The organism is Mycobacterium sp. UM_Kg1 (assembly GCF_000972925.1).
GTDB lineage: Bacteria > Actinomycetota > Actinomycetes > Mycobacteriales > Mycobacteriaceae > Mycobacterium > Mycobacterium hiberniae.
The window spans coordinates 1-20,654 of record NZ_JRMK01000078.1; the positions used below are offsets into that span (position 1 = coordinate 1).

Annotated in this window: 25 protein-coding genes; 5 read left to right on the top strand and 20 right to left on the bottom strand. The window is 68.5% G+C overall.

Going from position 1 to position 20,654, the window contains the following annotated elements; genetic code table 11:
- The 10 genes from rpmC to rpsJ form a co-directional block, all read right to left on the bottom strand.
- The coding region (rpmC, locus tag LI92_RS13140) for a 50S ribosomal protein L29 (protein WP_046319525.1) at positions 1-204 on the bottom strand (204 nt) is incomplete at its 3' end.
- Entirely contained in the window at positions 204-620 is a 417-nt protein-coding gene (gene rplP, locus LI92_RS13145; protein ID WP_046285397.1) for a 50S ribosomal protein L16, read from the bottom strand. The genes rplP and rpmC, both read right to left, overlap by 1 nt.
- Before the next feature lie 3 nt (positions 621-623).
- Complete coding sequence (rpsC, locus tag LI92_RS13150; protein WP_046319527.1) at positions 624-1,466, bottom strand: 30S ribosomal protein S3; 843 nt, start codon at positions 1,464-1,466, stop codon at positions 624-626.
- Positions 1,466-2,089, bottom strand: coding sequence for a 50S ribosomal protein L22 (gene rplV / locus LI92_RS13155; protein ID WP_046319529.1), 624 nt, complete (start codon positions 2,087-2,089; stop codon positions 1,466-1,468). The genes rpsC and rplV overlap by 1 nt, the downstream gene beginning before the upstream one ends.
- Positions 2,086-2,367 carry a 30S ribosomal protein S19 gene (rpsS, locus tag LI92_RS13160; protein WP_006245110.1) on the bottom strand — a complete coding sequence of 94 codons (282 nt, stop codon included), beginning with the start codon at positions 2,365-2,367 and terminating at the stop codon, positions 2,086-2,088. The genes rplV and rpsS overlap by 4 nt, the downstream gene beginning before the upstream one ends.
- Positions 2,368-2,384: 17 nt before the next feature.
- Entirely contained in the window at positions 2,385-3,221 is an 837-nt protein-coding gene (rplB, locus tag LI92_RS13165) for a 50S ribosomal protein L2 (protein ID WP_024440413.1), read from the bottom strand.
- Positions 3,222-3,248: 27 nt separating this feature from the next.
- Complete coding sequence (gene rplW, locus LI92_RS13170) at positions 3,249-3,551, bottom strand: 50S ribosomal protein L23 (RefSeq protein WP_046319532.1); 303 nt, start codon at positions 3,549-3,551, stop codon at positions 3,249-3,251.
- Positions 3,551-4,210: a 50S ribosomal protein L4 gene (gene rplD / locus LI92_RS13175; RefSeq protein WP_046319534.1), complete on the bottom strand. Its 660-nt coding sequence runs from the start codon at positions 4,208-4,210 to the stop codon at positions 3,551-3,553. The genes rplW and rplD overlap by 1 nt, the downstream gene beginning before the upstream one ends.
- Positions 4,210-4,863: a 50S ribosomal protein L3 gene (rplC, locus tag LI92_RS13180; protein ID WP_046319535.1), complete on the bottom strand. Its 654-nt coding sequence runs from the start codon at positions 4,861-4,863 to the stop codon at positions 4,210-4,212. Before rplC ends, rplD begins: the two co-directional genes overlap by 1 nt.
- Positions 4,864-4,892: 29 nt before the next feature.
- The gene (gene rpsJ, locus LI92_RS13185) at positions 4,893-5,198 is read right to left on the bottom strand and encodes a 30S ribosomal protein S10 (RefSeq protein ID WP_003883485.1); all 306 of its coding nucleotides are present in this window, start codon (positions 5,196-5,198) and stop codon (positions 4,893-4,895) included.
- A gap of 471 nt (positions 5,199-5,669) precedes the next feature.
- Here rpsJ and LI92_RS13190 point away from each other — a divergent pair, with 471 nt between their 5' ends.
- Positions 5,670-6,077 carry a hotdog fold domain-containing protein gene (locus LI92_RS13190; RefSeq protein ID WP_192830047.1) on the top strand — a complete coding sequence of 136 codons (408 nt, stop codon included), beginning with the start codon at positions 5,670-5,672 and terminating at the stop codon, positions 6,075-6,077.
- A gap of 98 nt (positions 6,078-6,175) precedes the next feature.
- Here the strand turns inward: LI92_RS13190 and LI92_RS13195 are convergent, their stop codons facing one another.
- Entirely contained in the window at positions 6,176-7,828 is a 1,653-nt protein-coding gene (locus LI92_RS13195) for a carboxylesterase/lipase family protein (RefSeq protein ID WP_082109702.1), read from the bottom strand.
- A 112-nt stretch (positions 7,829-7,940) separates the two neighbouring features.
- Here LI92_RS13195 and LI92_RS13200 point away from each other — a divergent pair, with 112 nt between their 5' ends.
- Complete coding sequence (locus tag LI92_RS13200) at positions 7,941-9,194, top strand: cytochrome P450 (protein ID WP_046319542.1); 1,254 nt, start codon at positions 7,941-7,943, stop codon at positions 9,192-9,194.
- Here the strand turns inward: LI92_RS13200 and mftG are convergent.
- The 7 genes from mftG to mftA all read right to left on the bottom strand — a co-directional run bounded on the left by mftG (position 9,176) and on the right by mftA (position 15,705).
- On the bottom strand, positions 9,176-10,615 hold the full coding sequence (mftG, locus tag LI92_RS13205; RefSeq protein ID WP_046319544.1) for a mycofactocin dehydrogenase MftG: 1,440 nt from the start codon (positions 10,613-10,615) through the stop codon (positions 9,176-9,178). The genes LI92_RS13200 and mftG overlap by 19 nt on opposite strands.
- A 4-nt stretch (positions 10,616-10,619) precedes the next feature.
- Complete coding sequence (gene mftF / locus LI92_RS13210; protein ID WP_046319545.1) at positions 10,620-12,032, bottom strand: mycofactocin biosynthesis glycosyltransferase MftF; 1,413 nt, start codon at positions 12,030-12,032, stop codon at positions 10,620-10,622.
- A complete protein-coding gene (mftE, locus tag LI92_RS13215) occupies positions 12,029-12,757 on the bottom strand; it encodes a mycofactocin biosynthesis peptidyl-dipeptidase MftE (protein WP_046319546.1) in 729 nt (242 codons plus the stop codon). The genes mftF and mftE overlap by 4 nt, the downstream gene beginning before the upstream one ends.
- A gap of 170 nt (positions 12,758-12,927) precedes the next feature.
- Positions 12,928-14,121 (bottom strand): pre-mycofactocin synthase MftD, encoded by a 1,194-nt coding sequence (gene mftD / locus LI92_RS13220; RefSeq protein ID WP_046319549.1) that lies wholly within the window; start codon positions 14,119-14,121, stop codon positions 12,928-12,930.
- Between the two features lie 2 nt (positions 14,122-14,123).
- The gene (mftC, locus tag LI92_RS13225) at positions 14,124-15,305 is read right to left on the bottom strand and encodes a mycofactocin radical SAM maturase (RefSeq protein WP_046319552.1); all 1,182 of its coding nucleotides are present in this window, start codon (positions 15,303-15,305) and stop codon (positions 14,124-14,126) included.
- Positions 15,302-15,607, bottom strand: coding sequence for a mycofactocin biosynthesis chaperone MftB (gene mftB, locus LI92_RS13230; RefSeq protein ID WP_046319553.1), 306 nt, complete (start codon positions 15,605-15,607; stop codon positions 15,302-15,304). The genes mftC and mftB overlap by 4 nt, the downstream gene beginning before the upstream one ends.
- 2 nt (positions 15,608-15,609) lie before the next feature.
- Complete coding sequence (mftA, locus tag LI92_RS22375; RefSeq protein WP_082109703.1) at positions 15,610-15,705, bottom strand: mycofactocin precursor MftA; 96 nt, start codon at positions 15,703-15,705, stop codon at positions 15,610-15,612.
- 102 nt (positions 15,706-15,807) lie between these two features.
- Between mftA and mftR the strand changes: the two genes are divergently transcribed.
- Complete coding sequence (gene mftR / locus LI92_RS13235; protein ID WP_046319555.1) at positions 15,808-16,404, top strand: mycofactocin system transcriptional regulator MftR; 597 nt, start codon at positions 15,808-15,810, stop codon at positions 16,402-16,404.
- Between the two features lie 31 nt (positions 16,405-16,435).
- On the opposite strand, the gene LI92_RS13240 is transcribed toward mftR, so the two are convergent.
- Positions 16,436-17,482 carry a TIGR03857 family LLM class F420-dependent oxidoreductase gene (locus LI92_RS13240; RefSeq protein ID WP_046319556.1) on the bottom strand — a complete coding sequence of 349 codons (1,047 nt, stop codon included), beginning with the start codon at positions 17,480-17,482 and terminating at the stop codon, positions 16,436-16,438.
- A gap of 75 nt (positions 17,483-17,557) precedes the next feature.
- On the opposite strand from LI92_RS13240, the gene LI92_RS13245 reads away from it, so the two are divergent.
- Both LI92_RS13245 and LI92_RS13250 read left to right on the top strand, forming a co-directional pair.
- On the top strand, positions 17,558-18,562 hold the full coding sequence (locus LI92_RS13245; protein ID WP_046319558.1) for an aromatic ring-hydroxylating oxygenase subunit alpha: 1,005 nt from the start codon (positions 17,558-17,560) through the stop codon (positions 18,560-18,562).
- Between the two features lie 137 nt (positions 18,563-18,699).
- A complete protein-coding gene (locus LI92_RS13250; protein ID WP_046319561.1) occupies positions 18,700-20,349 on the top strand; it encodes an acyl-CoA synthetase in 1,650 nt (549 codons plus the stop codon).
- A gap of 7 nt (positions 20,350-20,356) precedes the next feature.
- Here LI92_RS13250 and LI92_RS13255 read toward each other — a convergent pair.
- The coding region (locus LI92_RS13255; RefSeq protein ID WP_152665464.1) for an aldehyde dehydrogenase family protein at positions 20,357-20,654 on the bottom strand (298 nt) is incomplete at its 5' end.

Sequence of the window (20,654 nt, forward strand, 5' to 3'; positions counted from 1 at the left end):
CAGGCCCAGTTCCCGTTCGCGCAACACGGTGTAGATGCGCGCGATCTGGTGGCGCACCGTGCGGAGCCGACGGTTGTTGGTGAGCTGCCCGGTCGCCATCTGGAAACGCAGGTTGAACAGCTCTTCTTTGGACTCGCGCAGCTGCTCGACGAGTTCGTCGGCGCTCAGCTCGCGCAGTTCGCCGGCGGTCACTCCCACTGCCATCAGAACTGCTCCTCTCGGGTGACGATGCGCGCCTTGATCGGCAGCTTGTGAATCGCCCGGGTCAGTGCGGCACGGGCGATGGCCTCGTTGGGGTAGCTCAGCTCGAACAGCACCCGACCCGGCTTGACGTTGGCGACCCACCACTCCGGCGAACCCTTACCGGAACCCATGCGGGTTTCGGCGGGCTTCTTGGTCAGCGGGCGGTCCGGGAAGATGTTGATCCACACCTTGCCGCCACGCTTGATGTGCCGGTTGATGGCGATACGCGCCGACTCGATCTGCCGGTTGGTGATGTAGGCGTGCTCCAGGGCCTGGATGCCGTACTCGCCGAACGTCACCGCGGTGCCGCCACTGGCGATACCGCGCTGCTTGGGGTGATGCTGCTTGCGGTGCTTGACCTTACGGGGAATCAACATGATTCAGCTCTCCGTGTTCTGCGTTTCCGCTGCGGCCGGAGCGGCCTCGGTGACCGTCTCGGCAGCAGCGGTGTTCTCGGTGCTCTCAGCGGCCCGCCCGGCGTCGGTGCTGGTCGCGGTGGTACCGGAGGCGCCGCTGCGGCGCGGGCGGGTGCCCGACGGCCGCTCCCGGCGGGGACGGTCGGCCGACGGCGCCGTGACGGACAGCTCGCGCTTGCCGCCGACGATGTCGCCCTTGTAGATCCAGACCTTCACGCCGATCCGGCCGAAGGTGGTCTTCGCCTCGTACAGCCCGTAGTCGATGTCGGCGCGCAGCGTGTGCAGCGGCACCCGGCCCTCACGGTAGAACTCCGAACGGCTCATCTCAGCGCCGCCGAGACGGCCCGAGCACTGCACCCGGATGCCCTTGACGTTGGGCTGGCGCATCGCCGACTGGATCGCCTTACGCATCGCGCGACGGAACGCCACGCGGTTGCTCAGCTGCTCTGCAACACCCTGGGCCACCAGCTGGGCCTGCGACTCGGGGTTCTTGACCTCGAGGATGTTCAGCTGCACCTGCTTGCCGGTCAGCTTCTCCAGGTCGGCGCGGATGCGGTCGGCCTCGGTGCCCCGACGGCCGATCACAATGCCCGGACGAGCGGTGTGGATGTCCACGCGAACCCGGTCCCGGGTCCGTTCAATCTCCACGTCGGCGATGCCGGCACGCTCGAGCCCGCTCGACAGCAGACGCCGGATCGCCACGTCTTCCTTGACGTAGTCCGCGTACTGCTTGTCGGCGTACCAGCGCGACTTCCAGTCGGTGGTGATGCCGAGCCGGAAACCGTGCGGATTGATCTTCTGGCCCATTACTCCGAGCCCTCCTTCGCGTCGGACGTCTCAGGCGCCTTCTTGGTTGCCGCCTTCTTGGCGGGCGCCTTCTTCGCCGCCGCTTTCTCCGTCGTCTTCTCGGCAGCCTTGGCTGCGGAAGCCTTCTTCGCCGGCGCCTTCTCGGCCGCCTTCGCCGTCGCCTTCTTGGCCGGCGCCTTGGCAGCCGCCTGACCGGCGGCGGCCTTGCTGGCCTGGGCACGACGCGCCCGGGCGGCACCGGCGGACTGCGCCGAACCACCGCCGGAGACCGGACGGCTCTCCACCACCACGGTGATGTGGCTGGTGCGCCGGCGGATCCGGTACGCACGCCCCTGGGCGCGCGGCTTGATCCGCTTGGCGGTCGGGCCCTCGTCGGCGTAGACCGTCGCCACCACCAGGGTGGCCGGGTCCAGTCCGTTGTTGTTCTCGGCGTTGGCCGCCGCGCTGGCGATGACCTTGGCCACCGGCAGGCTGGCTTGCTGCGGCGCCCAGCGCAGGATGTCCAGCGCCTCAGACACCGACTTACCGCGAACCAGGTTGATCACCCGGCGCGCTTTGCTGGCCGATACCCGCACGAAGCGGGCCTTGGCGACAGCAGACGGGAATTCAGTCGTAACACTCACCGGCGCTTAGCCTTCCGGTCGTCTTTGATGTGTCCCTTGAAGGTGCGCGTCGGAGCAAACTCGCCGAGCTTGTGCCCGACCATCGACTCGGTGACGAATACCGGAACATGCTTACGGCCGTCGTGTACGGCGAACGTGTGCCCGATGAAGTCCGGGATGATCGTCGACCGACGGGACCAGGTCTTGATGACCTGCTTGGTGTTCTTCTCGTTCTGGACGTCGACCTTCTTGAGCAGATGGTCGTCGACGAACGGACCCTTCTTAAGGCTACGTGGCATCGCTTTCCCTCCGATTCCTAGCGCTTCTTGCCGGTGCGCCGGCGTCGGACGATGAGCTTGTCGCTGGGCTTGTTCGGCCGGCGGGTGCGACCCTCCGGCTTACCCCATGGGCTGACCGGGTGCCGGCCGCCGGAGGTCTTGCCCTCACCACCACCGTGCGGGTGGTCCACCGGGTTCATGACCACACCACGGACGGTCGGGCGCTTGCCCTTCCACCGCATACGGCCGGCCTTACCCCAGTTGATGTTGGCCTGCTCGGCGTTGCCGACCTCGCCGACGGTGGCGCGGCAGCGCACGTCGACGCGGCGGATCTCACCGGAAGGCATACGCAGCGAGGCGTAGGCGCCTTCCTTACCCAGCAGCTGGATGCTGGACCCGGCCGACCGGGCCAGCTTGGCGCCACCGCCCGGGCGCAGCTCCACGGCGTGCACCAGCGTGCCGGCGGGGATGTTGCGCAGCGGCAGGTTGTTACCGGGCTTGATGTCGGCATTGGCGCCCGACTCGACCACGTCGCCCTGCGACAGACCCTGCGGCGCGATGATGTAGCGCTTCTCGCCGTCGAGGTAGTGCAGCAGTGCGATCCGCGCGGTGCGGTTCGGGTCGTACTCGATGTGGGCGACCTTGGCGTTGACGCCGTCCTTGTCGTGGCGACGGAAGTCGATCACGCGGTAGGCACGCTTGTGGCCACCACCCTTGTGACGGGTGGTGATCCGGCCGTGGGCGTTACGCCCACCGTGGCCGTGCAGCGGCCGGACCAGCGACTTCTCCGGGTGAGAGCGGGTGAGCTCAGCGAAATCGGAGACGCTGGCACCGCGACGACCGGGGGTCGTCGGCTTGTACTTGCGGATTCCCATGTCAGTTAGATCTCTCTCTCACTCCGGTCAGGCCGGCGCGGCGAACAGGTCGATCGGCTTGCTGCCGGGGGCCAGAGTCACAATGGCGCGCTTGGTGTCCTTGCGCTTGCCGTAGCCGTTCCGGGACCGCTTGCGCTTGCCCGGCCGGTTGGCGGTGTTCACCGACGAGACCTTGACCGCGAAGATCTTCTCGATCGCGATCTTGATCTGCGTCTTGTTCGAGTCCGGGTGCACCACGAAGGTGTACACGTTGTCCTCGATCAGCCCGTAGGACTTCTCGGAGATGACCGGCGCGAGGATGATGTCGCGGGGGTCGGTGATGGTCGCCATCAGGCCGAAACCTCCTGAGCGGTGTTAGCTGTGTTGGCAGCGATGTAGGCGTTGAGGGCCTCGACGCTGAACACCACATCGTCGGCACGCAGCACGTCGTGGGTGTTGAGCTGGTCCGGGGACAGGATGTGCACACCGGGCAGGTTGCGCACGCTGCGGGCGCCCGTCTCGTCGGCCCGGCCGATGACGACCAGCACCTGCTTGCGGTCGGTGAGCGAGCCCAGGAACGTCTTGGCGCTCTTGGTCGACGGGGTCTGGCCGCTGACCAGCTCGGTGACCGCGTGGATCCGGCCGTTGCGCGCCCGGTCGGACAACGCTCCGCGCAGGGCGGCGGCGATCATCTTCTTCGGGGTGCGCTGGCTGTAGTCGCGGGGCTTGGGCCCGTGCACCACACCACCGCCGGTGAACTGCGGCGCCCGGGTCGAGCCCTGGCGGGCACGGCCGGTTCCCTTCTGCCGGTAGGGCTTGCGGCCGCCGCCGCTGACCTCACCGCGGGTCTTGGTGGAGTGCGTACCCTGGCGGGCCGCAGCCAACTGAGCGATCACCACCTGGTGCATGAGCGCGATGTTGGCGGGAGCGTCGAACAGCTCGGGGGGCAGCTCGACCGAGCCGCTGGACTTGCCGTCCGGAGTCTTGACGTCAATCGTGATGCCGGCCATTACTTCTCACCCTTTTTGATCGCGCTGCGGACCAGAACCAGCCCACCGTTGCGGCCCGGAATGGCGCCTTTGATCAGCAGGACGCCGTTCTCGGCGTCCACCTTGTGCACCACCAGGTTCTGGGTGGTGACCCGGTCGTTGCCCATCCGTCCCGACATCCGGGTGCCCTTGAACACCCGGCCGGGGGTCGAGCAGCCACCGATCGAACCCGGCCGGCGGTGCACAGCCTGCGCGCCGTGACCGGCGCCCTGGCCGGCAAAGCCGTGCCGCTTCATGGTGCCGGCGTAACCCTTACCCTTGGAGGTTCCGGTGACGTCGACGTAGCTGCCGTCGCTGAAAATCTCGGCGGTCAGCTCCTGGCCGACCTCGTAGCCGGCAGCGGCCGCCTCGTCGTCGAGTCGCAACTCGGCCAGGTGCCGACGCGGGTTGACGCCCGCGGCGGTGTACTGGCCGGTCAGCGGCCGGTTGACCTTGCGAGGGCTGATCTCGCCGTAAGCGAGCTGCACGGCGCTGTAGCCGTCGCGCTCAGGGGTGCGGATGCGGGTGACCACATTCGGTCCGGCCTTGACGACCGTGACCGGCACGACCTTGTTGTTCTCGTCGAACACCTGCGTCATGCCCAGTTTGGTACCCAAAATACCTTTGCGTGCCATGGTTTCTTCCGAGCTCCTACTGGGATGCCTTATTGGATGTTGACGTCGACGCTGGCCGGCAGATCGATGCGCATCAGGGCGTCAACGGTCTTCGGCGTGGGATCGAGGATGTCGATCAACCGCTTGTGGGTGCGCATCTCGAAGTGCTCCCGCGAGTCCTTGTACTTGTGCGGGGACCGGATGACGCAATACACGTTCTTCTCGGTCGGCAGCGGCACCGGGCCGACTACGGACGCACCGGTACGGGTGACTGTCTCGACGATCTTGCGCGCCGAGGCGTCGATCGCCTCATGGTCGTAGGCCTTGAGCCTGATGCGGATCTTTTGTCCCGCCACGCTTCTGCTACCTCACTCCTGCAAAGGGGGCCCGGCTTTCGAACCCTTCGTGCCCCAGCTCGTCGGTATCTGCTCGAACCCGTGGGCCCGTTTCGACACTGCGCTGGGCGCTGCCGCCGCTGTTTACCTGTCCTGGTCCACCGGTCCCCGCGGTCGGGCGTGTCGCCCGGACGCGGCCTCGTGCACGGTGAAAAAGCTCCGTACGGCGAGAGTGGGACCGGATGCGCCCGGGTGGGCGCTGGTCGTATGCCCAGCCAGGAGCGATCCCGGCGCAGGCGAACCTGAATAGTATGCCCCAGATCGGTGCAGCGGCCAAATCCCCAGCGGTCGCGCTCCCGGCCCGGGTGGCCGACCACCGCCGAATGGCCCGCCCATCGATCTTACTTGCCGGTAAGGTAGGTCGGCGTGACCGGATCCAGCAGTACTTATCGGGCCTGGCAGCGGCTGGCGGGCGTCCCGGGCGGCAGCCGGATGTTCTCGGCCGCGGCGATGGCCCGGGTCCCCTATTTCGCCTCGGTGCTGCCCCACGTGGTCCGGATGGAACCCGGGCTGGCCGAGGTGCTGGTCCCGAAGTGGCCGTTCGTCCACAACCACCTGCGCACGGTGCACGCCATCGCGTCGTGCAATGCGGCCGAGGTGGCGATGGGGATGCTGATGGAGGCGACCGTTCCCACCAGTCACCGCTGGATCCCCAAGGCGATGAGCGTGAGCTATCTGGCCAAGGCGACGACGTCGTTGCGGGCCACGGCCCGGCTGGAGCCGCCCGACTTCGGCGCCATCACCGAAGGTACCGAGGTGGTGGTGCCGGTCACCATCACCGACAAGACCGGCGTCGAAGTGGTGCACGCCGACATCACCACCTGGGTGACGCCGGCCTGAGCGGGCGGGCCCGCACTCTCCCCCGCCGAGCGTGCACTCAGCCCGAGATTTCGGGCGATTTTTCGTCCTGAGTACACGTTCGGCGAAGGAACACTAGGTCAGTTGCGCACGCCCGCCCAGAAGTCGCACTGGTGCTCCGCGGCGTAGTCGGTGATCACCCGGCTGCCGTCGGTCCGCAGCGACATCCAGCGCCGCTGCGGCCCCGGTCCCACCACGGGCCAGTCGGGTTGCTCGACCGCGATCGGCGCCCCGGTCACCACAAACCCCGTCCAGTACTCGATCATCTGGTCGGACAGCCGGCGCTGGGCGGGATCCAGCGGAGGCGCCCCGCCGATGTCGAACAGATAGCGCATCTCCAGGGAGTGGGTGGCTCCAACCGGGAACGGCACCTGGTCATACAGGTCGGGGGCCGGAGCGTGCGGGTCGTCGAACTCGTAGCCGTAGACGGGGGCGCCGGCAGCCAGTCCGCCGGCCATCCGGTCGGCCAGGCAGGCGAAGATGTCGTCGGTCGCCGCGGCCGCGTAGGCCAGCGAGACGCTGCCGTCGTACCGGGCCGGCGGATAGTGCTGCGCCACCGCGGCGGCGTGGTCGGGGCCGAACGTGTCGTCCAGTTCGCCGGGGTATTCCTCAGCGGTGATCTCCCGGCCGACGCGCAGATACCGCAGCGCGACGAACATGGTGAACTCGTCGCGGTTGATGCCGAGCAGTACCGGTCTGCCCGCCGGGACGCCGTCATGCTGGGACTCCTGAAACACCCGCACCGGATCCTTGGGCAGCAGCTTGGTTCCGACCACCGGACCGCTGAGCTGATCGGTGCCGAACCGCGAGTACCACAGCGGCTTGGCCAGCCGGTCGGGCGGCAACGCCCGCAGGCACGACGCGATGTGCTCGTCGGGATAGTCATGGCCGCGGCCGTGCTCGCCACAGCCCAGGGATGCGGTGTACTCCCGGCTGATCTGCTGCGCCTGCGCCACCTCGACCTGAGCCTGACAGGGCCCACTCTGGATGATCGCCGCCCGGAACAGCCCGGCCGACTCCGGCGCGGCCAGGTGGTCGCAGACCGACATACCGCCGGCGGACTCACCGGCAATGGTCACCTTGTCCGGGTCGCCGCCGAACGCATCGATGTTGTCGCGAACCCAGCGCAGCGCCGCCTGCTGATCCGCCAGGCCGTAGTTGCCCGGGTCCCCCAGTGCCGGGTCGGCCAGGAAGCCGAGGGCACCCAACCGGTAGTTGACGGTGACGACCACGATGCGGCCCCGGACCGCGAGACGTTGCGCGTGATAGATGTCGCCGGCGCCCCGCATGAAGCTGCCGCCGTGAATCCAGACCATGACCGGCAGCGGCTCGGCCGCCGAACCGGTCGGCGTCCACACGTTCAGCGTCAGACAGTCCTCGCTGGTCGGGTCCGAGCCGCCGGCGTCCGGCTGGATGCACCAGGGTCCGCGCCGCACCGCTTCGCGCACCCCCGGCCAGGCGGGCATCGGCGCCGGCGGTTGCCAGCGCAGCGGACCGACCGGCGGCGCGGCGTACGGGACTCCTTGGAACAGGCGGTGATCCGGGCCGACGCTTCCTTTCAGCAGACCGGAGCCGATCCGCACCACGTCGGCGTTGAGCGCGACAGCACGAGGGCCCACGCCGGGCTCCGACGCCGCGCCGTCGGAACTCGCGCACCCCGCAACCAGCACCGCGGTGAGCGCCAGCACTCCGACGCCGGCCCGCGCCACCCGGCGACACGATCGGATCGACATGACCGAAGAGCCTAATCGGCCGGATCGTCGCAAAGCGGGTACACGACAGGCCACTATGCCCGACACTGGTGCGAACCTGACACCTGTCGAGAGTTGTGGACGAGGAGCTGGCTTGAGCACACCGACAATCGACCAGGCGGCGCAGGTGTTCGCCGACCCCAGCGCCTACGCCGACGACACTCGACTGCATGCCGCGCTGACCCACCTGCGCGCCCACGCACCGGTGTGCCGGGTCGACCGGCAGCCGTATCGCCCGTTCTGGGCGATCACCCGGCACGCCGACATCATGGAGATCGAGCGGGACAACGCGCTGTGGATCAACGAGCCGCGGCCGGTGTTGGTGCCCGCCGAGTCCGACGACCTGCATCGGTCCATGCTGGAGTCCGGGATGGGCCTGCGCACGCTGATCCACATGGACGACCCGCTGCACCAGAAGATGCGTTCTGTCGTCTCGGATTGGTTCCGCCCCAAGGCAATGCGCAATCTCAAGGACCGTATCGACGAACTCGCGCACCGCTACGTCGAGAAGATGGTCCAGCTGGGGGGCGAGTGCGACTTCGTCCAGGAGGTCGCGGTCAACTACCCACTGTTTGTGATCCTGTCACTGCTCGGCCTGCCCGAATCGGACTTTCCCCGCATGCTGCGCCTGACCCAGGAGCTGTTCGGCGGTGACGACGAGGAGTACCGCCGCGGCTTGACTCCCGAGGAGCAGCTGCCGGTGCTGCTCGACTTCTTCGCCTACTTCGGGGCGCTGACCGCCGAGCGGCGAGCCCGCCCGACCGAGGACCTGGCCTCCACGATCGCCAACGCGACCATCGACGGGGCGCCGCTGTCCGATGTGGACACCGCCTCCTACTACGTCATCATCGCCACCGCCGGCCACGACACCACCAGCGCGGCGATCAGCGGCGGCATGCAGGCACTGATCGAGCATCCCGAGCAGCGCGAGCGGCTGCGTGCCGACATGAACCTGATGCCGACCGCGGTCGAGGAGATCATTCGCTGGGTGACGCCGGTCAAGGAGTTCATGCGCACCGCGACCGCCGACACGCAGGTGCGCGGCGTGCCGATCGCCAAGGGAGAGTCGGTCTACCTGTCCTACGTCTCGGCCAACCGTGACGAGGACGTGTTCGCCGACCCGTTCGCCTTCGACGTCGGACGCGACCCGAACAAGCATCTGGCGTTCGGGCACGGCGTGCATTTCTGCGTGGGTTCCGCCCTGGCACGCATGGAGATCAGCAGCTTCTTCAGCGCCCTGCTGCCGCACCTGGAATCCGTCGAACTGGCCGGCGAGCCGCAGCTGGTGTCGACGACGTTCGTCGGCGGGCTCAAGCACCTGCCGATCCGCTATCGCATCCGGCCCTGACCACACAGCAGCGCAGCCGCCCGTTGAGCCAGCATCGCGATCGTCGCGTGCGGCCCGCGACTGGGGATCGTGGGCAGCGCAGATCCGTCGATAACCCATAGTCCGGCGATCCCCCGCACCCTGCACTGCGCGTCGAGCACCGCGGCCCGGTCGCCATCGCTGCCCATGGGCGCGCTGCCGCACAGGTGCTGCGAAGTCGACCAACGCGGCTCGGTGCCAGAAGTTGTGGCGCCCACGACAGCCCCGAGCAACTCCACCCCGCGGCGCAGCTCGGCAAGGTCTTGCGGCTCGGGGTCATAGCGGTGCTCGATGCGCGGGGCGACCTGCGGATCCGCCGACACCAGGCTGATCCGGCCGCGGGCGCGCGGGGTCATCAGCGCAACGCCGATCTGCGGCGGATCGACGGCGGCGACCTCACCGACCATGGTCGCGAAACCCGTGGTGTAGGGCCGGATTTCCAGGCCTTCATGGTGCAGCACGGCCTCGAGCACAGGGCGGCCCGGCGTGGCCGGCCACTCGGCTGAGACCAGCCACTCCGGGTGGTCCGCGCAGTGCGCACCCACCGGCAGTGCGGCTCTGACGGCAACCCCGGCGGCACGCAGCATCGCCTCCTCACCCACCCCGGACAGCATCAGCAGGTGCGCTGTGCCGATCGCTCCGGCGCACAGCACGATCCGATCCGCCGTCAGCCGCACCGGCCCCTGCTCCCCGATCGCCTCCACCGCCACGGCCCGGTCGCCCTCGAAGTCGACGCGCACCGCGCGGGTCTTCGTCAGGACGGTCAGGTTGGACCGGGACAGGGCCGGCCGCAGGTACGCCTCGCCCGGGCCGGTGCGCACCCCGTCGACGATGTTGAGCGGGACGGCGCCGACTCCCGGTCCCGTCGCCATCGTCGTGTCGTTGAGATCGTCGATCCAGCCGAAGCCCGCCCGCGTCACGGATTCGATGAATCGAGTTGTGCCAAAGCACATATCGCGAGTTCGCCGGACCGGAATCGGCCCGGAGTCACCGTGCGCCGGGCCGTGGAAGTCCAGGTCGGTCTCAACCGCCCGAAACGCCTCCAGCACCTCCGGCCAGGACCAGCCGGCGGGAAAGCCGGCGAAGTCCGCGGGCAGTCCGCGGCAGAAGTAGCCGCCGTTGACCGCACCGGAGCCTCCAAGCGTGGCACCGCGCACGATGGCCGCCGCGTGGTCGCCGGTCAGCTCGGCGTGGTAACGGCGCACCAGCGGGCTCGCCGGGCCGATCGGCAAGCGTGCGGCATCGACGGTCTGCGCCGCCAGAACCGGGTCGTCTAGCCCGGTTCCCGACTCCACGACCGTCACCGCGCATGTCGGATCCTCCGAGAGCAGTGCTGCGACAATGGATCCGGCGCTGCCCGCTCCCACCACCAGGGCGTCGCTGTGCGCCACCGGAACCGTCAAGCCCCTAACCCCGAATCTGCGGCTTGAGTGCGGCAAAGTTGCGCTCCCGCACCACACCGCCCCACAGGCCGGCACCGTAGGCGAGGTCGTCGAGCCGTTTGAGCAGCAGGTAGCCGAGCAGCCCCAGCGGCCGAGTGTCGTCCTCGCCGCGCGCGTGCCGCAGCCAATCCACCACTCCGTCGGAAACCGCCGCCACCACCAGCGCCCTGCGGCAACGCTGGGACACGCACGCGGCCAGCAGGGCCAGCGGCCAGTAGTGCCGGCACAGGGCTGAAGCGATCTGCAGCCCGGCACCGGCCAGTCCGCGCAATGTCACGATCAGCACATCGGCCGGCGCGGTGTCGGGGCCGCGCATGGACTTGGCGACCTTGCGTCCGGTCAGCGCAGCGATCGCCAGCGCGACCAGGTACCCCGCCGTCGAGCCGAGCGCCATCAGCACCCAGCCCGCCAGGGCCCATCCGGAGATCACCATGGGCGCGGTCTTGTCCGGATGCCGCGCCGACAGCGGAGCCGCCGATCCTCCATAGAATGCCTTGCGCGACACCCATTTCCGTACGTCGACCCGGTGGTCGTGGGCGACCTGCGCGATCGGCTCATAACGCAGCCGGCTGCCCGAGTCCACCAGGCGCCAGCACAGGTCGACGTCCTCGCCGGACCGCAGCGCCTCGTCGAAGCCGCCCAGGGCACGCAACGCCGAAACACGGCAGATGATGGCCGCACTGGGGACGTAGGCGACCTTGCTGTAGGGCACCACCGGAGCCTCACAGCCACCCAGATCCAGGGACGACCGGATGCCCTCGTAGCGCGCCAGCAGGTTTCCGGTGTCGGCCATCGCGACGATACGCGGGGCGACCAGGGCCACGGCGGGGTCGCAGAAGTGGCCCAGCAGCGCCTCCAACCAGCCCCGGCGCGGCACCACGTCTGAGTCCAGGAAGGCCACGAAATCCGTGGTGCAGACGCTCAGGCCGGTGTTGCGCGCCGCGGCCGGTCCCCGATTCTCCGGGTGGCGCACCACCTCCAGCGTGCAGTTGTGCGCGGCCGCCAGGTCCTCGCGGCGAACCGGAACTTGCGACCCGTCATCCACCACCACGACACGCAATCCACGCAACGCCGCAACCAGGCGCTGTAGACCGACGATGTTGTCCCGCAGCGGAATTACTACCGTGACATCGCGATACGATGGGCCGCCGGCCGGCCGCGGGTGGGCAACCGTGGCATCGAGCAGGGTCCGGGCCAGCTGAGCGCTGACGGCGTCGCGTACTTCGAGGCGGCCGTCGGACAGCATTCCCCGGGCGGCGGGCGCCAGCCTGAGCAGCCGGGTCGGCGAGCCGCCCAACAGCGTGGACCCGCGGCCCAGCACGCGCACTTTCCGATCGACCTGCACGGCGAAGCCGTCCGGGAGGCGATCCACGGTCATCGCAGCATCCCGTCCGGCCCGGGAGCCCAGCTCGTGACGGCGGCCAGCGCCGCGTCGGCCATCTCACCGAAGAACCGCCGTCCTTCGGCGGCGGTGGCGGTGGTCGGGTCGCCCAGCACCCCGACGGCGCTCACTGCGGCGACACCGCCGGCGCGCATGGCGGGCAACAGCTGCGCCAACGGCGCCGTGTTTCCTGACTGCGCGCGATCCAGCCGGACACTTTCCGGTGAAAGATGCAGCAACAGAGATGTTTCGGTGTGCCCGGCATGGGCGTCAGCGCCCGCCACGGCACACGGGACCCAGGCCACGTCGCGCGCCTCGGAGCGCAGCAGGCGCACCGCTTGGGCCATCGCGGACGTATTGCCGCCGTGGCCGTTGACGAAGACCACCCGCTGAGCCCAGCAGCACGCCGACCGGCCGTACTCGACCAACAGCCGGGTCAGTGTCTCGGTGCCGATCGAGATGGTTCCGGCAAAGCTCTGATGCTCACCACTGGCGCCGTAGGTGACGGCCGGCGCCACCACCCAGTTGCCCCCGCGGGCCGCCAGCTCATCGGCCAGCGCCTGGGCGATTCGGGTGTCGGTGTCCAGCGGCAGGTGCGGGCCGTGCTGTTCGGTCGATCCGACCGGAACCAGCAGCGTCGCGCCTGCGCCCGGCAGCTGGCGCTCCAGCAGGTTCTGCAGCTCGTTCCACGTAGAACCCCCGAGCTCGCGGCCGACCACCATCGCACGATGGTAAGCGAATTCACCTGTCGTACACCAGTTGTTGAAAAGTACGACTGGCGTAAATATTTCGTCCGGGCACCCGATCCGGCCACGCCTGATCACGTTCGTCCCGTTGGCCACGGGCGTATCAGCTGCCGAGGCTGATTTCGCAGGTGGACGACCCGGGCGGACTACCCGGCCTCAGCGGCCGGCACGCCGAGCGCACGGGCGAAACCAGCCGGAATCAGGATGTCCTCCGGCGACAGGTCGTGCACCGAGGCCCGGCCGAGCCCCATCAGGGCCGAGTCGATACCGCCCCGCAGGATGTCCAGGACGTTCTCCACGCCCGGCTGCCCGGCGGCGGCCAGACCCCACAGGTAGGCCCGGCCGATCATCACCGCACGCGCACCCAGCGCCACCGCCTTGACAACGTCGCTGCCCCGCCGGATACCGCCGTCGAGCAGCACCTCGATCTGGTCGCCGACCGCCTCGGCGATTGCCGGCAGGGCCCGGATCGCCGCGGGAGTGCCGTCCAGGTTGTTGCCACCGTGGTTGGAGACCGAGATCGCCGAAACACCGGCGTCGACAGCACGTTTGGCGTCGTCGACGCGCATCACGCCCTTGAGCATGAACGGCCCGCCCCACAGCTCCCGAACCCAGGCGATGTCTTCCCAGGTGGGCGGCGGGGTACCCATCCATTCTCCGTAAGCGGCAAAGAACGGCGGTCCGGACTCGCCGGGGCGCGCCTGGTTGGGCACCCGCAGCGTCGGAGGACGCAGGGTCTTGGCCCACCGCAGGAACCAGCCCGGCCTGGCAAGCGCCTCCGGCATCATCGTGATCATCGTCTTGAGATCCATCTTCTCGGGGATGGTGGGACTGCCCCAGTCCCGCCCGTGCGAGAAGCTCCAGTCGGTGGTCGCGATCAGACCGACCGCCCCGGCCGCCCGAGCCCGCTCCACCCGCTCGGCGATGGCATCGCGTCCCCCAAGCCAGTAGATCTGGAAGAAGGTCTTGGGATTGGCGGCGATCACCTCTTCCATCGGCTTGCTGGCGAACGACGACAGGCCCATCGCGGTGCCGCGGGCCGCCGCGGCTCGGGCGACAGCTACCTCGCCGGCCGGGTCGATCGCCTGAACGCCGGTGGGCGAAATCATGACCGGCATTGAGATCTCTTGGCCCATAACGGTGGTCGACAGTTCGCGATTGGCCGGCGCGCCCACCACATGGGGAGCGAAACCCAGCTCGCTGAAGGCCGCGACGTTGTCGCTGACCGTCAGACCTTTTTCGCTGGCCGAGATCAGCGAGGAGTACGCGGACTTGGGAAGCCGCTTCTTGGCTCTCTCCTGGGCGACGGCCACAGTTTCGAACCAGAGATTACGAGCCATGTTCAGATCGGACTTTCGTTGCAGAGGCGGGCCGGCGGGCGCATGGACAGCGTCAGCGGCACCACAGACGTGATCGGCTTACCGCGGGAGTGGTCCGCGGCGGGACGGGGCTTGGTGCGTTCGGCGGCCAGGGCGGGCCCGCCGTAGCCCTGCACACATTCGGGATCGGGGCCATCGAGCGGCAAGCCGGTGAAGAACTTGGCGGCCATGCACCCGCCCCGGCAGCTGTCGTAGTGCTCGCAACCACCGCAGGCACCCGCGGACTGCGGCTCCCGCAGCTCGCGAAACAGCGGAGCATTCTTCCAGACGTTGTCGAATCCGTTGTCGGCCAACACATTTCCGGCCAAAAAGCGGTCATGAATGGCAAACGGACATGCGTAGACGTCTCCGACGGGGTCGATGAGGCAGACCACCCGGCCGGCGCCGCACATGTTCAGCCCGGCAAGCGCACCGGGGGCCCCGAGCCCCGACAGGTGGAAGAAAGAGTCGCCGGTCAGCACGCGCTCCCCATTGGCGACCAGCCAGTCGTAGAGCGCCACCTGCTGCTGCGCGGTCGGGTGCAGCTCGTCCCACACGTCGGCTCCCCGCCCGGACGGCCGGAGCCGGGTGATCCGCAGGGTGGCCCCGTACCGGCTGGCCAGTGCGGCGAAGTCGTCGAGCTGGTCGATGTTGTGGCGGGTCGCGACGACGGAGATCTTGGCGTCGGAGAACCCGGCCGCAGCCAGGTTCTCCAACGCGCGGATCGCCATGTCGAAAGAGCCGGGCCCGCGGATGGGGTCGTTGACCTCCGCGGTCGCGCCGTCGAGGGAGATCTGGACGTCGACGTAGTCGCTGGCCGCCAGTTTGGCCGCCACCTCGGGCGTGATCCGCAGGCCGTTGGTGGAGAACTTCACGCCGACGTGATGCTCGGTGGCGTAGTCCACCAGCTCCCAGAAGTCTGCGCGCACAGTGGGTTCACCGCCGCCGATGTTGACGTAGAACACCTGCATGCGTTCCAGCTCGTCGATGATGTCCTTGCATTGTTGCGTGGACAGCTCGCGGGGATCGCGCTTGCCCGACGAAGACAGGCAGTGCACACACGCCAGGTTGCAGGCGTAGGTCAGTTCCCACGTCAGGCAGATCGGAGCGTCCAGTCCACGCTCGAATTGTTCGATCAGCCGGGGCACCGGTGCCACGGACGTCATTGGCCCTCCCTGGGCATCAGCATCTTCGAGTCCGCCAGCACGCGCAGCGCATGCAGATAGGGACCCTGGTCGGCGTCGTCGACTCCGGCTGCACGGCAGGCGGATCGGACATCGTCGTGGTCCGAAAGAGACCGCACCACCTCGACGATGGTGCGGTTCTTCAGAAACGACAACTTGCGAGTGCCGAAGTGGTACAGCAGGGCACCAAACGGCTCCGGACGCAGCGCCACCTGCGGGTGGAGCTGCCAGCCGCGGTCGGGGTCGAACACTGTTGCCTCCGAGGCCACGGCGACCTCCGGCATGGTCAGTAGACGCCGCACATGCCGTCGATGGACACCTCTTCGACCAGGGTCTCGGTGACGATCTCGGCGGCGGTGTCGTTCTGCAGGTTGCTGTCCATGACGCGAGCCTTTCTCCGGGGTTCGACAATGCACTGTCGTGTCGGTCACAATCTCGGGACAGAATATGGCATCGAGTGCCGTAAAGAAAGCGGGGCTGTCGGATGGGCGGTGCACTGGAGCCACACACCCGCGCCGGCCGGCGCCGGTCCACCACCCCGCACCACATCACCGACGTGGCGATCGACCTCTTCGCCGCGCACGGTTTCGGCGAGGTCAGCGTGGACGACGTGGCGCACGCCGCGGGTATCGGCCGCCGCACGCTGTTCCGGTACTACGCCTCCAAGAGCGCCATCCCGTGGGGCGACTTCGACGCGCACCTGCAGCAACTGCGCGCCCTGCTGGACGCCATCGAGCCGGCGGCGCCGCTGGGCGATGCGCTGCGCGCGGCACTGCTGGCGTTCAACACCTTTGACGAGAGCGAGACGGCGCGGCACCGGCGGCGCATGCGCGTGATCCTGCAGACCGACGAACTGCAGGCCTACTCGATGACGATGTATGCCGGCTGGCGCGCGGTCATCGCGGAGTTCGTGGCCCGCCGAGCCGGCCTGCACCCGGAGGACCTACGGCCGCAGACGGTGGCGTGGACCATGCTGGGCGTGGCGCTGAGCGCCTACGAGCGCTGGCTGGGCGACGAGACGCTGGTCTTGCCACTGGTCCTGGGCGACGCTTTCGACGCCATCCGCGGCGGCCTGGACTGATCCCTGCCCCTGCCCCTTCCCGGTACCGGCCTCAGCCCACGGCGGTGCGGTACGCGGCGACGACGGGCTCCAGTTCGTCGGGCGTGGCGCCGTGCAGGATCACCGCGTCGGCCCCGTAGTCGAACTCCCGGCGGATGCGCTCAGCGCAGCGGCTCGCCGGGCCGGTCGCCGCGGGCTCCAGCCATTCTTCGGGGATCAGCGTCGCAATGTGCTCGATCTGTGCGGCGGTGGCTTTGTGATCGATGCCGCCTGGGATCGACTGCACCACCGGATCGTCCCGGAAACGCTGCAGCACGGCCGGATCCCAGTCGTTGGTGCGCACCAGCAGGTCGCCGTAGCCCTGCAGGTAGGTCGCCAGGCGTGCCACGGTCTTGTGCAACCGCAGCTCTTCGGGCAGGTGATCGCCCACCGTGGCCAGACAGGACCAGACGCGGACCTGCGCCGGGTCGCGGCCCGCCCGCTCGGCGGCTTCTTTCACCGTCCGCACGCTGCGCTGCAGTGTCTGCGGGCTGAAGTAGGTGTGCAAGATGACGTCGTCGAACAGCGCTCCGCCCAGCGCCAGCGTCTTCGGTCCGAACGCCACCAGCGCCAGCCGGATGTCTTCACGGAAATCCGGGTCCAAGAACAGCACCGGGTAGCGCCCGATCGGCCCGTCGTGGTTGATGATCGTCTCGCCGTACCAGAGGCGTCGCATCACCTGCGCGAAGTCGGCCATCTGCGCGGTGGTGACGCTCGGGATCCCGAACGCGGCGTAGAGGGCGGCCACGCCGCGCCCGATGCCGAGGGTGAACCGCCCCCCGGACAACCGGTGCATGGTGGTGGCCCACGACGCAGTGATCAGCGGGTGGCGGGTGTTGTGGTTGGTTGCCGCGGTGGCTATCTGGGTCCGCTCGGTGACCGCGCATGCGGCGCCGACCAGCGATGCGGCCTCCTTGACGTTCCAGCGTTCGGAGATGAACGCAGTGCCCAGACCCAGCTCCTCGCCCCGGCGCGCCTGTCCCGGGAGCGCAGCCGGACCGTCGCCGCCGGCACCGGCCAACAGGTAGTAGCCCAGCTCACCGAGGACCCGCTCAGTCATTGGCCGCCTTCGCCGATAGAAGTATCGATGGGGTTACGGTACGGTATTCGGTTGACGCCGGGGAGAGGACGCGCCATGAAGGTTCCGTTCACCTGGAGGGTCACCGGTTGGTTCATGATCGGCTGGTCGGCGGAGTTCGCGACCGGGTGCACACGCGCCCTGCACTACTTCGGCGAGGACCTGGTCGCCTATCGCGACGATCACGGGCAGCTGCATGTCATGCAGGCGCACTGCAGACACATGGGCGCCCACCTCGGCCACGGCGGCACGGTGGTCGGCGACCGCGTGCAGTGTCCCTTCCACGGCTGGCAGTGGGGCCCCGACGGATGCAATGCCTATATCCCCTACCAGCCGGACCGGCCGAACAAGGCGTTACGCCTGCGGGTTTACCCGGTCCGCGAGCAGCACGGTTGCGTGTTCTTCTGGCACCATCCCGACGGCGCCGAACCCCACTGGGAGATGCCCGACATCTTCGGCAAATTTCCCCAATTCACCACCGGCCCGCAGGGCTACTACCGGGCCTACCCGGAACTCTCCCGACGCCTCGAGGGTGAACCGGTTCACCCGCAGATCGTCGCCGAGAACGCCGCTGACAGCGCACATTTCCAGTACGTGCACCACGCGACGGTGACGCCCAGGCTGCTTGAGTGGAAGATGGTCGATCAGGAGTGGCACTTCGTCGCCGGCTTTCCCGATGAGAGAGCCGGCGATCCGGAGCAGATGGCGTTGCGGTTCCACAGCCATCTTTTCGGGCTCGGCGGGGCGATCAGCATCTTCGAGGGTGTGCAGCAGCACCGGCTGATCTTCGCCTGCACCCCGGTGGACGAGGGCCGCTCGGATCTGTTCTATTCGATCTGGTGGCCGCGGATTGCCGGTGATGATTCCGACGCGCCGCCGGATGACGTGCGGGCGCGCGTGGAGAGGCAGTTCCTGACCACGGTCGAAGACGACCTGGGCATCTGGCGCTATCAGCGCTATATCGAGAATCCCGCACTGTCCAAGGTCGACGCGAAACCGTTTATGACCCTGCGGAAATGGGCGACGCAGTTCTACGATGCGCCGCCCGCCGAACTGAGCTGACCGCGGCTTTGCTGAGACCGCCGACGTGGCGGACCTGGCATGATGCGGTGGCAGGTGTCCCCGCCGAGTACGGTGCTGCCATCATCAACACCGAGTCCGTTGGCGACGATCACCACCACAGAGGAGCTGATGCACACGTGGCACCCCTGACCCAGTTCACCGTGCCCGAAGTCTTCGACGCGGTAGCCGCCGCGATCGGCGACCGCGACATGATTGTCCAGGGCGACCGGCGCTACAGCTACGCCCAGATCCTTGACCGGTCCAACCGCCTGGCGTCCTACCTGCACTCCCGCGGGCTGGGGTGTCACACGCCGCGCTCCGAACTGGGCCAGCACGAGGCGGGCCAAGACCTCCTGGGCATCTACGCCTACAACGGCAATGAGTTCGTCGAGACCCTGCTGGGCAGCTTCCGCGCCCGGGTGGCGCCGTTCAACGTCAACTACCGGTACGTGCGCAACGAGTTGTCGTACCTGCTCGCGGATTCGGGCGCCACCGCGCTGGTGTACCACGCCGCTTTCGCGCCCACCCTGGCCGAGGTGCTTCCCGAGTTGCCGCAACTCAAGGTGCTCATCCAGATCGCCGACGAGTCCGGCAACGCGCTGCTCGACGGAGCCGTCGACTACGAGTCGGTGCTCGCGCAAAGCTCGCCGCAGCCGCCCCCGGTGCAGCCCTGCGCCGATGACCTCTATGTGCTCTACACCGGCGGTACCACCGGCATGCCCAAGGGAGTGCTCTGGCGTCAGCACGACATCTTCATGGGGTCGTTCGGCGGCCGCAACCTGATGACGGCCGAAGAAGTCAGCTCCATCGACGACATCGTGGGGCCGGCCCGGGAAAACCCCGGCGTCAAGCTGATGATCCTGCCGCCGCTGATCCACGGTGCCGCGCAGTGGGCGGTGATGACCGCGATCAACACCGGCCAGACCCTGGTATTTCCGTCGGTGGTGGACCACTTCGACGCCGACGACGTGGTGCGCACGATCGAGCGGGAGAAGGTGCTGTCGGTGACCGTGGTCGGCGACGCGATGGCCAGGCCCCTGCTCGACGCGATCCGCAAGGGCACCGCCGATGTGTCGTCGTTGCTGGTGGTCGCCAACGGCGGGGCACTGCTGACGCCGTACGTCAAACAGCAGATCGTCGAGACCCTGCCCGGCGCCATGGTGATCGACGGGGTCGGATCTTCGGAGACCGGCGCCCAGATGCGTCATATGTCGACCTCGGGCGCGGTCGCCACCGGGACCTTCTCCGGCGGGCCGGACACCTGTGTGGTGGCCGAAGATCTCGGGCGGGTGCTCGAACCCGGCCACGAGGGCCTGGGCTGGCTCGGTCAGCGCGGCTACGTGCCGCTGGGGTACAAGGGCGACGCCGCCAAGACCGCGGCGACGTTCCCGGTGATCGATGGGGCGCGCTTCGCCGTTCCCGGCGACCGGGCGCGGCATCTGGAGGACGGATCGATCGAGCTGCTGGGCCGCGACTCGGTGACGATCAACTCCGGCGGGGAGAAGATCTTCGCCGAGGAGGTCGAAACGGCCCTGGCCTCCCACCCGGGCGTTGTCGACGTGGTGGTCGCGGGCCGGCCCAGCGAACGCTGGGGACAGGAGGTGGTGGCCGTGGTGGCCCTCGCCGAGGGTGCCGACGTCACCGCCGCCGAGCTCATCGAGCATGCCGGCAAGTCGCTGGCCCGCTACAAGCTGCCCAAGGCCGTCGCCTTCCGGCCGGCGATCGTGCGCAGCCCCGCCGGCAAGGCCGACTACCGTTGGGCGCGCGAACAGGCCGAGCAGGGCTGATACCTGCTCAGGCGCGTTTGATCCGGCGGCGAGTCCGATTGCGCGCCGAGCGCAACATCGCATCGGCGTAGTACCGCATCGCGGGCCGAAACGGCGGCGCCGCGCTGCCGGTCAGACTGAACGGCAGGTCGGATCCCACCACGGTCCGGTAGTGGCTGAACGCGTCGAAGCCCGCCTTGCCGTGGTAGGCGCCCATGCCGCTGCGCCCCACTCCGCCGAACGGCGCCCCGGAGGGGATCATCTGTGCGGCGAAGTCGTTGCGGGCCACCCCACCGCTTCGGGTACGCCGCTGTCTCTTATACACA

Bases quoted from the DNA above. Each gene is read 5' to 3' on its own strand.
- rplB (WP_024440413.1), bottom strand. From the start codon at position 3,221: ATGGGAATCCGCAAGTACAAGCCGACGACCCCCGGTCGTCGCGGTGCC.
- rplD (WP_046319534.1), bottom strand. From the start codon at position 4,210: ATGGCCGGCATCACGATTGACGTCAAGACTCCGGACGGCAAGTCCAGC.
- mftA (WP_082109703.1), bottom strand. From the start codon at position 15,705: ATGGACAGCAACCTGCAGAACGACACCGCCGCCGAGATCGTCACCGAG.
- rpsC (WP_046319527.1), bottom strand. From the start codon at position 1,466: ATGGGCCAGAAGATCAATCCGCACGGTTTCCGGCTCGGCATCACCACC.
- LI92_RS13240 (WP_046319556.1), bottom strand. From the start codon at position 17,482: ATGACTGAGCGGGTCCTCGGTGAGCTGGGCTACTACCTGTTGGCCGGT.
- rplC (WP_046319535.1), bottom strand. From the start codon at position 4,863: ATGGCACGCAAAGGTATTTTGGGTACCAAACTGGGCATGACGCAGGTG.
- mftE (WP_046319546.1), bottom strand. From the start codon at position 12,757: ATGGTGGTCGGCCGCGAGCTCGGGGGTTCTACGTGGAACGAGCTGCAG.
- LI92_RS13195 (WP_082109702.1), bottom strand. From the start codon at position 7,828: ATGTCGATCCGATCGTGTCGCCGGGTGGCGCGGGCCGGCGTCGGAGTG.
- LI92_RS13190 (WP_192830047.1), top strand. From the start codon at position 5,670: ATGTTCTCGGCCGCGGCGATGGCCCGGGTCCCCTATTTCGCCTCGGTG.
- mftC (WP_046319552.1), bottom strand. From the start codon at position 15,305: ATGACGTCCGTGGCACCGGTGCCCCGGCTGATCGAACAATTCGAGCGT.
- rpsS (WP_006245110.1), bottom strand. From the start codon at position 2,367: ATGCCACGTAGCCTTAAGAAGGGTCCGTTCGTCGACGACCATCTGCTC.
- rplP (WP_046285397.1), bottom strand. From the start codon at position 620: ATGTTGATTCCCCGTAAGGTCAAGCACCGCAAGCAGCATCACCCCAAG.
- mftD (WP_046319549.1), bottom strand. From the start codon at position 14,121: ATGGCTCGTAATCTCTGGTTCGAAACTGTGGCCGTCGCCCAGGAGAGA.
- LI92_RS13245 (WP_046319558.1), top strand. From the start codon at position 17,558: ATGAAGGTTCCGTTCACCTGGAGGGTCACCGGTTGGTTCATGATCGGC.
- mftB (WP_046319553.1), bottom strand. From the start codon at position 15,607: ATGCCGGAGGTCGCCGTGGCCTCGGAGGCAACAGTGTTCGACCCCGAC.
- rplW (WP_046319532.1), bottom strand. From the start codon at position 3,551: ATGGCGACCATCACCGACCCCCGCGACATCATCCTCGCGCCGGTCATC.
- mftR (WP_046319555.1), top strand. From the start codon at position 15,808: ATGGGCGGTGCACTGGAGCCACACACCCGCGCCGGCCGGCGCCGGTCC.
- mftF (WP_046319545.1), bottom strand. From the start codon at position 12,032: ATGACCGTGGATCGCCTCCCGGACGGCTTCGCCGTGCAGGTCGATCGG.